12 protein-coding genes are annotated in these 13,144 nt (G+C 69.1%); 5 read left to right on the top strand and 7 right to left on the bottom strand.

Annotated elements, in window-relative coordinates:
* Window positions 1-215 precede the first annotated feature (215 nt).
* A complete protein-coding gene (locus tag OEZ60_RS04410; protein WP_263333606.1) occupies window positions 216-1,406 on the top strand; it encodes an aspartate aminotransferase family protein in 1,191 nt (396 codons plus the stop codon).
* A 61-nt stretch (window positions 1,407-1,467) separates the two neighbouring features.
* Window positions 1,468-2,394, top strand: a complete 927-nt coding sequence (argF, locus tag OEZ60_RS04405; protein ID WP_263333604.1) for an ornithine carbamoyltransferase — start codon at window positions 1,468-1,470, stop codon at window positions 2,392-2,394.
* On the opposite strand, the gene OEZ60_RS04400 is transcribed toward argF, so the two are convergent.
* Window positions 2,376-3,335, bottom strand: a complete 960-nt coding sequence (locus OEZ60_RS04400; RefSeq protein WP_263333602.1) for a LysR family transcriptional regulator — start codon at window positions 3,333-3,335, stop codon at window positions 2,376-2,378. The genes argF and OEZ60_RS04400 overlap by 19 nt on opposite strands.
* Before the next feature lie 99 nt (window positions 3,336-3,434).
* Here OEZ60_RS04400 and OEZ60_RS04395 point away from each other — a divergent pair, with 99 nt between their 5' ends.
* Window positions 3,435-4,430, top strand: coding sequence for a sterol desaturase family protein (locus tag OEZ60_RS04395; protein ID WP_263333600.1), 996 nt, complete (start codon window positions 3,435-3,437; stop codon window positions 4,428-4,430).
* A gap of 20 nt (window positions 4,431-4,450) precedes the next feature.
* Here OEZ60_RS04395 and OEZ60_RS04390 read toward each other — a convergent pair whose 3' ends face one another.
* Entirely contained in the window at window positions 4,451-5,368 is a 918-nt protein-coding gene (locus OEZ60_RS04390; protein ID WP_263333599.1) for a sulfite exporter TauE/SafE family protein, read from the bottom strand.
* 170 nt (window positions 5,369-5,538) lie between these two features.
* Between OEZ60_RS04390 and OEZ60_RS04385 the strand changes: the two genes are divergently transcribed.
* Window positions 5,539-6,741, top strand: a complete 1,203-nt coding sequence (locus OEZ60_RS04385) for an MFS transporter (protein WP_263333596.1) — start codon at window positions 5,539-5,541, stop codon at window positions 6,739-6,741.
* 12 nt (window positions 6,742-6,753) lie between these two features.
* On the opposite strand, the gene hrpB is transcribed toward OEZ60_RS04385, so the two are convergent.
* Window positions 6,754-9,207 (bottom strand): ATP-dependent helicase HrpB, encoded by a 2,454-nt coding sequence (hrpB, locus tag OEZ60_RS04380; RefSeq protein ID WP_263333594.1) that lies wholly within the window; start codon window positions 9,205-9,207, stop codon window positions 6,754-6,756.
* Between the two features lie 7 nt (window positions 9,208-9,214).
* Window positions 9,215-9,943 (bottom strand): DUF3108 domain-containing protein, encoded by a 729-nt coding sequence (locus OEZ60_RS04375; RefSeq protein WP_263333592.1) that lies wholly within the window; start codon window positions 9,941-9,943, stop codon window positions 9,215-9,217.
* A gap of 124 nt (window positions 9,944-10,067) precedes the next feature.
* On the opposite strand from OEZ60_RS04375, the gene meaB reads away from it, so the two are divergent.
* On the top strand, window positions 10,068-11,054 hold the full coding sequence (gene meaB / locus OEZ60_RS04370) for a methylmalonyl Co-A mutase-associated GTPase MeaB (RefSeq protein WP_263333590.1): 987 nt from the start codon (window positions 10,068-10,070) through the stop codon (window positions 11,052-11,054).
* A gap of 45 nt (window positions 11,055-11,099) precedes the next feature.
* Here meaB and OEZ60_RS04365 read toward each other — a convergent pair whose 3' ends face one another.
* The 3 genes from OEZ60_RS04365 to OEZ60_RS04355 form a co-directional block, all read right to left on the bottom strand.
* Window positions 11,100-11,729, bottom strand: coding sequence for a 3-oxoacid CoA-transferase subunit B (locus tag OEZ60_RS04365; protein WP_263333588.1), 630 nt, complete (start codon window positions 11,727-11,729; stop codon window positions 11,100-11,102).
* Window positions 11,729-12,433: a CoA transferase subunit A gene (locus OEZ60_RS04360; RefSeq protein ID WP_263333586.1), complete on the bottom strand. Its 705-nt coding sequence runs from the start codon at window positions 12,431-12,433 to the stop codon at window positions 11,729-11,731. Before OEZ60_RS04360 ends, OEZ60_RS04365 begins: the two co-directional genes overlap by 1 nt.
* A 111-nt stretch (window positions 12,434-12,544) precedes the next feature.
* Window positions 12,545-13,099, bottom strand: coding sequence for a L,D-transpeptidase (locus tag OEZ60_RS04355; RefSeq protein WP_263333754.1), 555 nt, complete (start codon window positions 13,097-13,099; stop codon window positions 12,545-12,547).
* Window positions 13,100-13,144 lie beyond the last annotated feature (45 nt).

Genomic DNA, 13,144 nt, shown 5'->3' with positions numbered 1-13,144 from the left:
GCGGAACGCGGCGGCCGAAGGTTTCGGTGGACAGGCGCGGGTTTAGCCGCTATGCGGCGGGCCATGACGCACCGGACCCAAGCCTTTGCCCGTCCCCGACGCCGCCGCACCCGCGCCTGACGTCCGTCACCCGTGGCCTCGCCACACCTCCTTCACATCGTTGACTCGGGCCCCCCGCTCAGGCACCCATTGACCTTCCCATCCGGAGTCCATCCATGATCCCGTCAATCCTTCCCACCTACAACCGCGCGCCCCTCTCCTTCGAGAAGGGCGAGGGCAGCTGGCTCATCGAGGCCGACGGGACGCGATACCTCGACCTCGGCGCCGGGATCGCGGTCAACGCGCTCGGCCATGCCCATCCCGACCTCGTCGCGGCGCTGACCGAACAGGCGGGCAGGCTCTGGCATGTCTCGAACCTCTACCAGATCCCCGAACAGCAAAGGCTGGCCGACCTTCTGGTGGAAAACACCTTCGCCGACACCGCCTTCTTCACCAATTCCGGCACCGAGGCGGCGGAACTCGCGATCAAGATGGCGCGCAAGTACTGGTACGAGAAGGGTGCCCCCCGCGAGGAGATCCTGACCTTCGAGGGCGCCTTCCACGGCCGCTCCACCGGGGCCATCGCGGCCGCCGGGTCGGAGAAGATGGTCAAGGGCTACGGCGCCCTGATGCCGGGCTTCCGGCAGCTGCCCTGGGCCGACATGGCGGCGCTGAAAGCCGCGATCAGCGACAGGACCTGCGCCGTGATGGTCGAGCCGATCCAGGGCGAGGGCGGCATCCGCCCGCTCTCGGACGCCGACATGAAGACGATCCGCCAGCTCTGCGACGAGACCGGCGCGATTCTCATCTTTGACGAGGTGCAGTGCGGCGTCGCCCGCACCGGCCGGCTCTTCGCCCACGAATGGTCGGGGGTGACCCCGGACATCATGATGGTCGCCAAGGGCATCGGTGGCGGCTTCCCCCTGGGCGCGGTGCTCGCCACCGAGGCCGCCGCCAGCGGCATGACCGCGGGCACCCACGGCTCGACCTACGGCGGCAACCCGCTCGCCTGCGCGGTCGGGGCCAAGGTCATGGAGATCGTGACCGACCCCGGCTTCCTCGCCGAGGTCAACCGCAAGGCGGCACTCCTGCGCCAGAAGCTCGAAGGACTCGTCGCCGCCCATCCCGGCATCTTCGAAGGGGTGCGCGGCCAGGGCCTCATGCTCGGCCTCAAGTGCAAGGTCGCCCCGGCCGAGGTGGTCAAGGCGGGCTACGCAAGGCAGATCCTGACCGTGCCCGCCGCCGACGAGACGCTGCGGCTCCTGCCGCCGCTGACGATCACCGACGAGGAGATCGCCGAGGCCGTCACCCGCCTCGACGCCGCGGCGGCGGAACTGGAAACCGCGCCTGCCGCTTCTTCATTGTGAAAATACCCCCGGGGGTCCGGGGGCAGGCAGCCCCCGGCGCTCGCCACAAAGGACGACGCCGATGAACCATTTCCTCGACATCCACAAGACCTCGCCATCCGACTTGCGGGCGATGATCGACCAGGCCCGCGCGATGAAGGACGCGCGCAACAACCGCCCCAAGGGCATGGCCGATGACGCGACGCCGCTTTCGGGGCGCATGATCGCGCTGATCTTCGAGAAGCCCTCGACCCGGACCCGCGTTTCCTTCGATGTCGGCGCCCGCCAGATGGGGGCCGAGACGATGGTGCTCTCGGGCAAGGAGATGCAGCTCGGCCACGGCGAATCGATCGCCGATACCGCGCGGGTCCTGTCACGCTATGTCGACCTGATCATGCTGCGCACCTTCGAGGAGGCGACGCTTCTGGAGATGGCCGAACACGCGACCGTGCCGGTGATCAACGGGCTCACCGACTCGTCGCATCCCTGCCAGATCATGGCCGACATCGTCACCTACGAAGAACACCGCGGGCCGATCGCCGGCCGCAAGTTCGTCTGGTCGGGCGACGGCAACAACGTCTGCTCGAGCTGGCTCCACGCCGCCGGCCAGTTCGGCTTCGACCTCACCTTCACCGGCCCCGAGACGCTCGATCCCGATCCGAAGGCGGTCGCCTTCGCCCGCTCCAGGGGCTCGACCGTCGAGATCCACCGCGACCCGCTTGTCGCGGCCGAGGGTGCCGATGCGATCGTCACCGATACGTGGGTCTCGATGCACGATCCCGAAAGCGCCCGTGAGCGTCGGCACAACCAGCTTCGCCCCTACCAGGTCAACGCGCGGATGATGGGAGAGGGCAAGCCCGACGCGCTCTTCATGCATTGCCTGCCGGCGCACCGCAACGAGGAGGCGACGAGCGAGGTGATGGACGGCCCGCAATCGGTGATCTTCGACGAGAGCGAGAACCGGCTTCACGCCCAGAAGGCGATCCTGCGCTACTGCCTCGGGGCCTGAGCGCCGGCCTCGCGCACCACGAGCTCTGCCGCCTGCGGACCGGCGAACCAGGCGCGGACGGCGTCCAGGAACACGGTGACGGCGCGGCGCGGGCGGCCTGCCAGCCGCCCCGCCATCAGCGTCAGACCCGGCAGCGGCGGCCGCAACGGCACCTCCGCGAGCTCGGCGCCGCCATAGCTGGACCTTGTCCTCGGCCGCATGTTGAGAACCGCGAGTCCGGTCCCCGCGCCGACAAGGCTGCGGATCATTTCCGTCGAGGATGACGTCGCGACGATCCGGGGGGCAATCCCGCCCGTCTCGAGGAGCCGCCGCGTATATGCTCCGGCAAGCGGCAGGTCGAGCAGCACCAGATCCGCGCCGTTCAGGTCGGCAAGCGTCGCCTCGCCCCGCAGCGCCAGCGGATGAGCGACCGGCGCGAGGATGTAGGGCGGTATGTCGAGAAGCGCCTCGGTCTCGATGCCGGGCCGGACCTCGCCACCGGCGAACAGGATCACGTCGAGCCGTCCCTCGATCAGCCCGGCTTGCGCGCTGTCATTGTCGCAGTCCCGCAGATCGACCCTCAGGCCGGTGCTCGCGGCCATGAGCGGCTGCAGGATTTCCGGCAGGAAAGCTGGGGCGACCGGGGCGTAGTAGCCGATCCGGAGGTCGCCCGCGAGCGAGGCGCCGAGCGCGTGACCCTCCGACATCACTGCGTCGTATTCGTCCAGAAGGGCCTTGATCCGCGCCGCCAGTGCCCGCCCGGCGGTGGTCGGCGCGATGCCCTTCGCACGGTTGCGGGTGACGAGAACCGTGCCGAACTCGGCTTCGACCTTGTCGATGGCGGTCGCGACCGCCGAGGGCGCGACATGCAGCGCCGCCGCTGCCCCGGTGATGCTGCCATGCTCAGTCGCGGCGAGATAGGCGCGCAGCAGGCGCAGCGACAGCCGAAGGTCTCCTTGCATGCCGTATCCTCTGATTTTCAGAATTATATGGCAGATTAAAGCTGTTTTTAAAGGGAATCGTTTGGACGCATGATCGGTCCGCGTAACAGGGAGTTGCCGATGTCAGAGCGAACAGATCCTTCCGGATCCGCCCTCAAGGGCTGGCACCATGTGCCCGAAGTGCCGATCCGGGTCTCGCCGTTCTTCACCTTGCCGCCCGATCCGGGGCGGATGCTGCGCTGGCTTGCGGTGCGCTGGCTGGCGCTTGCCGAAAACTCGATCCTTGTCGGCGTGGCGCTGGTTTCCTGGGCCTGGTTCCAGCCGTCGCTCGAGGTCGCGCGGACACTGGCACCGGGCTGGATCGCCGGAATCTGGCTGCGCAACTTCGTCCTGATCGCGCTCGTGGCGGGGGGGCTTCACCTGTTCTTCTTCACCCTCCGTCGGCAGGGCGATCGCCTGAAGTTCGACCCGCGCGAGCTTGCTCGGTCCGGGCGGCAGTTCAGCTTCGGCGGGCAGGTCCGCGACAACATGTTCTGGACCCTGACGAGCGGCGTCGGCTTCTGGACCGCCTACGAGGTGCTGATGTTCTGGGCGATGGCCAACGGCTGGGCGCCGGTGCTGGCCTGGTCAGCGCATCCCTTGTGGTTCGTTGCGCTCTTTCTCCTGACCCCGGTCTGGATCTCGTTTCACTTCTACTGGGTCCACCGGGCGTTGCACTGGGGACCGCTCTACCGGATCGCCCACAGCTTGCATCACCGCAATGTCAATGTCGGCCCCTGGTCGGGCCTGTCGATGCACCCGGTCGAGCATCTGATCTTCTTTTCTTCGATCCTGATCCATTTCCTGATCCCGGCGCATCCTCTGCACATCCTGTTTCACATGCAGCACCAGTCGCTGACGGCGGCGACCTCTCATACCGGATTCGAGAACCTGCTCGTCAGGGACCGCAAGCGTCTTGCGCTCGGGACGTTTCACCATCAGATGCACCACCGCTATTTCGAGGTGAACTACGGCAATCTTGAGATGCCGTGGGACAAGTGGTTCGGCTCGTTCCACGACGGCACATCCGAAGCGCATGAGAGGATGAAGATCCGGCGGCAAAAACTCGGACGCTGAACGCGGTTCCGGCGGAAGGCTCAGTCGCTCGCGCTCCAGGTCATCGAATAGAGCTCGTCGGGTCTCATCACGAGTTCGAGCCCGATCTTGACGCAGACCGCGAGCACCAGAACCGCGAGCAGGATCCTGAGCTGCTCGGCCTTCAGCTTCAGCCCGATTCCGGCGCCGATCTGCGCGCCGATCACGCCGCCGACGAGAAGGATCACCGCGAGCACCATGTCGACGGTGTGGTTCGTCGTCGCGTGCATGAGGGCGGTGAAGGCCGAGACGAAGATGATCTGCAGGAGTGAGGTGCCGACCACGACCCGCGTCGGCATGTTCAGAAGGTAGATCATCGCCGGCACCATGATGAAGCCGCCGCCGACGCCCATGATCGCGGCGAGAAAGCCCACCGCCGCGCCGACGCCGAGCGGCGGGATCACCGAGATGTAGAGACCCGAGGTGCGGTACTTTATCTTAAGGGGCAGGCTGTGGACCCAGTTGTGCTTCTTGCGCGTCGGCAGCGCGCCGGGCTTGTTCGCGCGGCGGATGGCCCGCAGGCTCTCGACAAACATCAGCGCGCCGATGGCGCCAAGGAACACGACGTAGAAGATCCGCACCAGAAGATCGACCTGACCGAGGGCCTTCAGGTGGTTGAACACCACCATGCCGAGGCCCGAGCCCGCGAGGCCGCCGACGAGCAGCGTCCAGCCCATGCGGAAGTCGACGGTCTTGCGCCGGATATGGGCAAGGATCGCCGAGACCGAGGAGGCGACGATCTGGTTGGCCGAGGTCGCCACCGCGACCGCCGGCGGCACGCCGATGAAAAAGAGAAGCGGCGTGATCAGAAAGCCGCCCCCGACGCCGAACATGCCCGAGAGAAGCCCGACGACTCCGCCGATCGAGAAGAGAAGGAACGAGTTCACCGAGACTTCAGCGATCGGCAGATAGAGTTGCATGATTCCCCGAGCCCGCATCGCCTGGCACGCCAACTTATCATTCTGAAATCCGTATTCAACGGCTCCGTTGGGCGCGCGCCCATCGTGGAACCGTCGCCGCATTGTGACAACCGGCTGGTCCGCTGGTAACATGAAAGCTTCGCCCCTTGGGTCGCGAGGGAGGAATGCCCTTGTCCGCCAAGTCGCCGCCGCAGCCCGTCTATCGCTGGGTGATCGCAGCCGCCTCGGCCGCGATGCTTGCCGTCGCCGTCGGGCAGCTCGCCAACGGGCTCTCGGTCTTCGTCATCCCGCTGGAGACGGAGTTCGGCTGGGCGCGCGGGTCGATCGCGCTGATCAACTCGGCCTGCGTCGTGGGGATCGGCCTCGGCGGGCTCCTGATGGGGCCGCTCGCCGACCGGGTCGGCGTGCGGCGGGTCGCCCTTGTCGGCGCGGTGGCGGTCGGCGGGGCGATGCTTCTGGCGGCGCAGGCTTCGGCGCTCTGGCAGTTTTACGTCGTCTTCTTCCTCGCCGGGGCGTTCGGCGGCGGTGCGCTGGCCGGGCCCCTCGTCGCGCTCACCGGCAACTGGTTCGCGGTCGGTTCCGGCCTTGCGATCGGCATCGTCGCGGCGGGGCAGGGCGTGGGGCAGGGCGTGGTGCCGTTCCTCACAGTCTACCTGATCGAGGGGCTCGGCTGGCGCGGCGCGCTCGCCGCTTCGGGGGCAATATCGCTCGCGATCCTCCTCCCGCTCGCGGCGCTCCTGCGCGCGCCGCCCGCCCGGTTGCCCGGGCAGGCCGAGGCGGCGGAGAACATGCCGCTGCCGCTCTTCGTCGTCGTGCCGTGGCTGAGCGCCGCCGCCCTCTTCTGCTGTACGCTGATGTCGGTGCCGCTCATGCATCTCGTGCCCTATATCCAGGGCTGCGGCATCTCCGCACCCGAGGCGGGCGGGGTGCTCTTCCTCACGCTGGTGGCGGCGACCCTGGGCCGGGTCGCCTTCGGCCGCCTCGCCGACATGATCGGCGCGCTCGGCGCCTATATGGCCGCTTCGGCCTGGCAGACGGCGCTGGTCTTCGGCTTCGTCCAGATCGGCGATCTCTACACGTTCCTCGTCTTCGCGCCGGTCTACGGCTTCGGCTATGGCGGCGTGATGACCGGGGTGCTGACGACGACGCGGCTCCTCACGCCGGCCGCGCGGCGGGCGACCGCGATGAGCGTCATCCTCGCCTTCGCCTGGCTCGGCCACGGGGTCGGGGGCTATCAGGGCGGGCTCTTCTACGACCTCACCGGCGCCTATACCGTGCCCTTCGCCAATGCGGCGATTGCCGGTGTCGCCAACCTCGTTCTCCTCGGCCTGCTCTGGCACGCGCTGAACCGGCGGCGGCTCGGTCCGGCCTGAGCCCGATAGCGGTCAGCCCCGGCGCGGCTTTGTGCGGAGCGTGGGCTCGGCCTCGGTCGGATCCTCGGGCCAGGGGTGCTTGGGATACTGGCCGCGCATGTCCTTGCGCACATCGGCATAGGAGGTGGCCCAGAAGCCCGGCAGGTCGAGCGTGGTCTGGACCGGGCGCTGGGCGGGAGAGAGCAGCGTGATGCGCAGGGGCAGGCGCTTCGGGCCGACGGTCGGGTGCCGGGTCACGCCGAACATCTCCTGAAGCCGGATCGAGATCGAGGGATGATCGCCCTCGTAGTCGATGGGCACATGCCGGCCGAGCGGCGTCTCGAACTGCGCCGGGGCGAGCCGGTCGAGGAGTTGCAGCCCGTCCCAGCCGAGCGCGTGGCGCAGCGGCTCCGTCAGGTCGAGGTTGCGCAGGTCGTTTTCCGTGCGCTTGCCCTTGAGGTGCGGGAGGAGCCAGTCCTCGGCCCGGTCAAGGAGGCCCGCGTCGGAGAAGTCGGGCAGCTCTGCGCCCTCGCGGCGCAGAAGCTCCACCCGCGCGCGGAAGCGGCGGGCCGGTTCGCTCCACGGCAGCCCGATCTGGCGGAGGCCGTCGAGTGCGGCGCGGGCGGTGGCCTCGGCGGGTGCGTCGGGCCAGTGGCGGTCGTCGAGGACGAGCGCGCCGATCCGCTCCTGCCGCCGGGCGGTGACGCGGCCCTCGCGGCGGGACCATTCGCAGACATCATGCCAGCCGATCCGCTCGGCGATGAGGCGGCGCAAAGCGGCCTCGCGGATCGCGATGCCCTGGCGGATCCGCGCCTCGCGCGGGTCGCCGTCGAGATCGGTCGCGACCAGAAGCCGTTCGGCGCCGAGCGGATCGCCCTCCGTTGCGATCGCGCCCTTGCCGCCGGAGAGCACATAGCGCGGCTGGTCGCCCTTGCGCCGGAGCCCGATCCGGTCGGGATAGGCGAGGGCCGCCATCTCGGCCGGGCTGAAGCCTTCCGCGACGGGCGCGACCATGCGGGCAAGCCGCTTCGCCTCGGCGCGGATGCGTTCCACGGTGCCGCGGTCGACCCGGTGCGGGTGGTCGGCCTCGTAGCCCTTCGGATCGCGGATCGCGGCGAGCCTCAGCGCGAGGTCGGCCGGGGCGCCGCGCAGGGGATCGCGCTCGGCGAGAAGGGCGGCGAGCACCGCCGCCTCCGGCCCGGCGGTGATCAGCATGTGGCCAAGCCGGGGATGCAGCGGCAGCGCCGCGAGCGCCCGGCCGTGGGCGGTGATCCGGCCGGCGTCGTCGAGCGCGCCGAGGGCGGCCAGAAGGGCGCGCGCCTCGGCGAGCGCGGGGGCGGGGGGCGGGGTGAGGAAGGCGAGGTCCGCCCCGTCCGAACCCCAGAGCGCCAGTTCGAGCGCGAGCGCGGAAAGGTCGGCCGCCTCGATCTCGGCCGGCGGGAAGGCGGCGAGGCCGCCTTCCTCGCCCCTGGTCCACATCCGGTAGCAGGTGCCCTCGGCGACCCGGCCGGCGCGGCCGCGGCGCTGCTCGGCCTCGGCCCTGGTCACCCGTTCGGTGACGAGCCGCGACATGCCCGAGCCGGGATCGAACCGCGCCCGCCGCGCGCGGCCGGCATCGACCACGGCGCGGACATCCTCGATCGTCAGCGAGGTCTCGGCGATCGCGGTCGCGAGCACCACCTTGCGGCCCGTCGCGGCGGGCGCGATCGCGGTGCGCTGGGCGGCGAACTCCATCGCGCCGAAGAGCGGCCGCACCACGCAGTCGCCCGGCAGGCGGCCCGCGAGTGCGGCCTCGACCCGGCGGATCTCGCCCTCGCCGGGCAGGAAGACGAGGATGCCGCCCGAGGTCTCGGCGGCGGCTTCCGTCACAAGGCCCGCGACGGCGGCCTCGAAGCGCATGGACTTGTCCACCGGGCGGGCGAGCCAGCGCGTCTCGACCGGGAAGGCGCGGCCCTCGGAGGTCACGGTCGGCGCATCGTCGAGAAGGGCGGCGACCGGGCCGGCGTCGAGCGTCGCCGACATCACCACGAGGATCAGGTCGGGCCGGAGCGCGCCGCGCACCTCCCAGGTGAGTGCCAGGCCGAGATCGGCGTTGAGCGAGCGTTCGTGGAACTCGTCGAAGATCACCGCGCCGATGCCGGCAAGCTCGGGGTCGGACTGGATCATCCGGGTCAGGATACCCTCGGTCACAACCTCGATCCGGGTCTTGGCGGAAATCTTGGCCTCGCCGCGGATGCGGTAGCCCACGGTCTCGCCGACGCGTTCGCCGAGTGTCTCGGCCATGCGCTCGGCAGCGGCGCGGGCGGCGAGCCGGCGCGGCTCCAGCATGACGATCCGGCCTGCGGTCAGACCGGCCTCGAGAAGCGCGAGCGGTACCCGCGTCGTCTTGCCGGCGCCGGGGGGCGCCATCAGCACGGCGCGGCCCTCCGCCCCAAGGGCGGTGACAAGCCCGGGCAGGGCCGCGTCTATGGGGAGCCGGTCGCGCACATCGCGCTTATCGCCGTTTCAGCCGGCCTTTGCCATAGAGCGTGTCCATCGAAATCTCGACGACACGGAGATGCCCGTTGCCAAGGGGGGCGTAGTGGAGCGTGAAGGGGAACCGGACCTTCTCGGCCAGCTCCTTTTCGGAAAAGCCTTCAAGGCGGCGGTATTCCCCGGTGCAGGCGAGGCCGCCTTCGACGGGACGGGGATCGGTCAGCATGACCCGGCTGCGCCGGCGCCCGTCGAAGAGGAAGAGCTTCAGCTTGCAGGCCTCGGCCGCCGGTACGTCGCGCAAAGCGGCATAGAGCGCGGTCAGCGGATCGACCGTGCCGCCTTGGGTCGCAGGGTCGATGTCGTCCGGGCGCGGCGGTTTCGGCGGCTTGTGGACCTTCACCTGCGGCACGCCGTTCTCGTAGCGCATCACCGATTGCGACTGGCGCTTTCCGGTGTCGGCATCCTCCTCGTAGCGCGTGGGCGTGAACACGCCGTCGCGCACCATGCCCTTCGCGCGGGCGTCGTAGCGCATCCGCTTCACCAGCGCGAGGAAGCCGCCCGATTGCAGCACGCCCGAGGCGGCGTAGCGCGCGCCCGTGATCGTGCCGCTGACCGAGAGCGACCCGGCCGGGAGGCCGCGGAGAGTGAGGTCGAAGATGGCGCTCTCCTTCGGCCCGGCATGACCAAGGCCGGGCGCCAGAGCCACCGCGAGCGCGGCCCCGGCTAGGCAACGGAGAAGGATCCTCATGGCACCGCTCGTCGTTTTTTCGCGCCGAGCCACTGGACATCGGCGCCGCCAAGCAGGCAAGAAAACCACCGAGAGGTCAATTCACGACCGCGTTGGATCAGCAAAAGGCCGCCGGAACCGTAACATGGACATTACCGAACTTGCGGGCCGGCTGGCCCAGGGCGACCGGAGGGCGCTGGCGCGCGCGATCACGCTGGTGGAGAGCGGCCGCGCCGATCACCGCGCCGCGGCGGCCGCACTTCTGGACGCGCTCGGCAGCGGGCGGCAGGCGCTCCGGATCGGGCTTTCGGGCACGCCGGGCGTCGGCAAGTCGAGCTTCATCGAGGCGTTCGGCACGATGCTGACCGGGCAGGGGCTCAAGGTCGCGGTTCTGGCGGTCGATCCCTCGTCGTCGCGCTCCGGCGGCTCGATCCTCGGCGACAAGACGCGGATGGAGCGGCTGTCGCGCGACCCCCTTGCCTTCATCCGGCCCTCGCCGAGCCAGACCCATCTTGGCGGCGTCGCCCGCCGCACCCGCGAGGCGGCCGCGCTCTGCGAGGCGGCGGGCTTCGACGTGGTGCTGATCGAGACCGTGGGCGTCGGCCAGTCCGAGACGCTGGTCGCGGAGATGGCCGATCTCTTCATCCTTCTCCTCGCCCCCGCGGGTGGCGACGAGTTGCAGGGCGTGAAGCGCGGGATCATGGAGATGGCCGACCTCATCCTCGTGAACAAAGCCGATGGCGAGCTGAAATCGGCGGCGCGGCGGACCTGCGCGGATTATGCCGGGGCGCTCCGGCTCATGCGCAAGCGGGCCCGCGACCCGGAGGGCTTCCCAAAGGCGATGTGCGTCTCGGCGATGGAGGAGGAGGGGCTGGAGGCCGCCTGGGACGAGATGCAGGTGCTCGTCGAATGGCGGCGCCTGCATGGCCATTTCGACCGCCGTCGCGCCGAGCAGGCCCGGCACTGGTTCGAGGAGGAGGTGCAGCAGGGGCTTCTTGCGCGGCTGACCGCCGATCCCGCTGCGCGGGGGCGGATGGCCGAGCTTGGCCGCGCCGTCGAGGAGGGCCGTGCGACACCCGCAAAGGCCGCCGAGGCGATGCTCGCGGCCCTCGCGGGCCGGGCGGAGGACTGACGGAACCGGACGGCCGGGCCTTGCGCCCGGCCGTGCGATGGGGTCTCAGCCGACGATGGTCGCCTCGGTCGCGGCGCGCAGGTCAGCCTCGCTCACGCCTTCGGCCATCTCGACGATCTTCAGACCACCGGGAACGACGTCGAGAACGCCGAGATTGGTGATGATCCGGTCCACGACGCCCTTGCCCGTCAGGGGCAGGGTGCATGCCTTCAGCACCTTCGATTCGCCGTGCTTGGAGGTGTGGTCCATCACCACGACGACGCGGCCGACGCCCGCGACGAGGTCCATCGCCCCGCCCATGCCCTTCACGAGCTTGCCGGGGATCATCCAGTTCGCGAGATCGCCGTTCTCGGCCACTTCCATCGCGCCGAGGATCGCCATCGCGATCTTGCCGCCGCGGATCATCGCGAAGCTCTGGGCGCTGTCGAAATAGGAGGTGCGGGCGAGCTCGGTGATCGTCTGCTTGCCGGCATTGATCAGGTCGGGATCCTCCTCGCCCTCGAAAGGAAAGGGGCCCATGCCGAGCATGCCGTTTTCCGATTGCAGCGTCACCTCGACGCCTTCGGGGATGTAGTTCGACACCAGCGTCGGAATGCCGATGCCGAGGTTGACGTACCAGCCGTCCTGCAGCTCCTGCGCCGCCCGGGCGGCCATCTGGTTGCGGTCCCAAGCCATCACACGGCCTCCCGTTTGCGCACGGTGCGCTGTTCAATGCGTTTCTCGTGCTCGCCCTGGATGATCCGGTGCACATAGATGCCCGGCAGGTGGATGCAGTCGGGGTCGAGCGAGCCGCGCGGCACGATCTCCTCCACCTCGGCGACGCAGATCTTTCCGCAGGTCGCCGCCGGCGGGTTGAAGTTGCGCGCGGTCTTCCTGAAGACGAGGTTGCCGGTGTCGTCGGCCTTCCAGGCCTTGACGATCGAGAGGTCGGCGACGATGCCCTTCTCGAGGATGTAGGTCTGGCCGTCGAAGTCCTTGTGCTCCTTGCCCTCGGCGATCACGGTGCCGACGCCGGTCTTGGTGTAGAAGCCCGGAATGCCCGCGCCGCCCGCGCGCATGCGCTCGGCGAGCGTGCCTTGCGGGTTGAACTCCAGCTCCAGCTCGCCCGAGAGGTACTGGCGCATGAACTCCGCGTTCTCGCCCACATAGGACGAGATCATCTTCCTGATCTGCCGCGTCTCGAGCAGCTTGCCGAGCCCGAAGCCGTCCACGCCACAGTTGTTCGAGGCGATGGTGATGTCCTTCACGCCGCTCTCGACCAGCGCGTCGATCAGAAGCTCCGGAATGCCGCAGAGGCCGAAGCCGCCCGACGCGATGAACATGCCGTCGAAGAGAAGCCCGTCGAGGGCCTCCTTCGCTGTGCCATAGACTTTCTTCATGGTCGCTCCCCGAACTTTCGTTGCCGAAGTTGTGGCGCGCGGGCGCGGCGCTGTCAATCGCCGCGCCGCAGCAAGGGCGCAGAAGCGGCGGATCTGGCCGCGCCGGATTGCTCAGATCAGACGCACCTGGGTTCCGACCGGCGTGATCTCGAACAGTTCGGCGATGCTCGGGTTGTAAAGCCCGATGCAACCGTCTGACGATCGCCGGCCGATCTTGCGGGTGTCGTGCGTACCATGGATCAGATAGGCGGGCCAGTCGAGATACATCGCGTGCGTGCCCAGCGGGTTTTCCGGCCCCGGCGGCATGTAGCGCCAGTCGGGGAACCGTTCGAGTTGCGAAGGCGTCGGGGTCCAGTCCGGGCCGACCTTTTTGCGCACGATCTTCGTGTAGCCGCGCCGCGTCAGTTCGTCGCTGCGCGGGACCGAGGTCGGATAGATCCGGTAATCGGTGCCGTCCCCGCTCCAGAAGTGGAGGCTGCGGGAGACCGTGTCGGCGACGATGATCGCTTTCCCAAGATCGTCGAAATGGTCGCGCCAGTCCTGCCGCACGAAGCTCGAGACGTTGCGCCGGGCGCTGTCCGGCTCGGCTCTTGCCACGGCCGGAACGATCAGGGCGGCGCCAGCGCAACCGAGAAGCTGGCGCCGCGAAATCGTCTTTGTTGTCATGTGTTTGTCTTTCCCGATGGCCTGCTCCGGCGACTTGGTGCCAGA

Origin of the sequence: Albidovulum salinarum (assembly GCF_025673475.1) — a bacterium.
GTDB lineage: Bacteria > Pseudomonadota > Alphaproteobacteria > Rhodobacterales > Rhodobacteraceae > Albidovulum > Albidovulum salinarum.
Note: the sequence above shows the minus strand (reverse complement) of the source record. Positions and strands in the feature narration are given on the sequence as shown.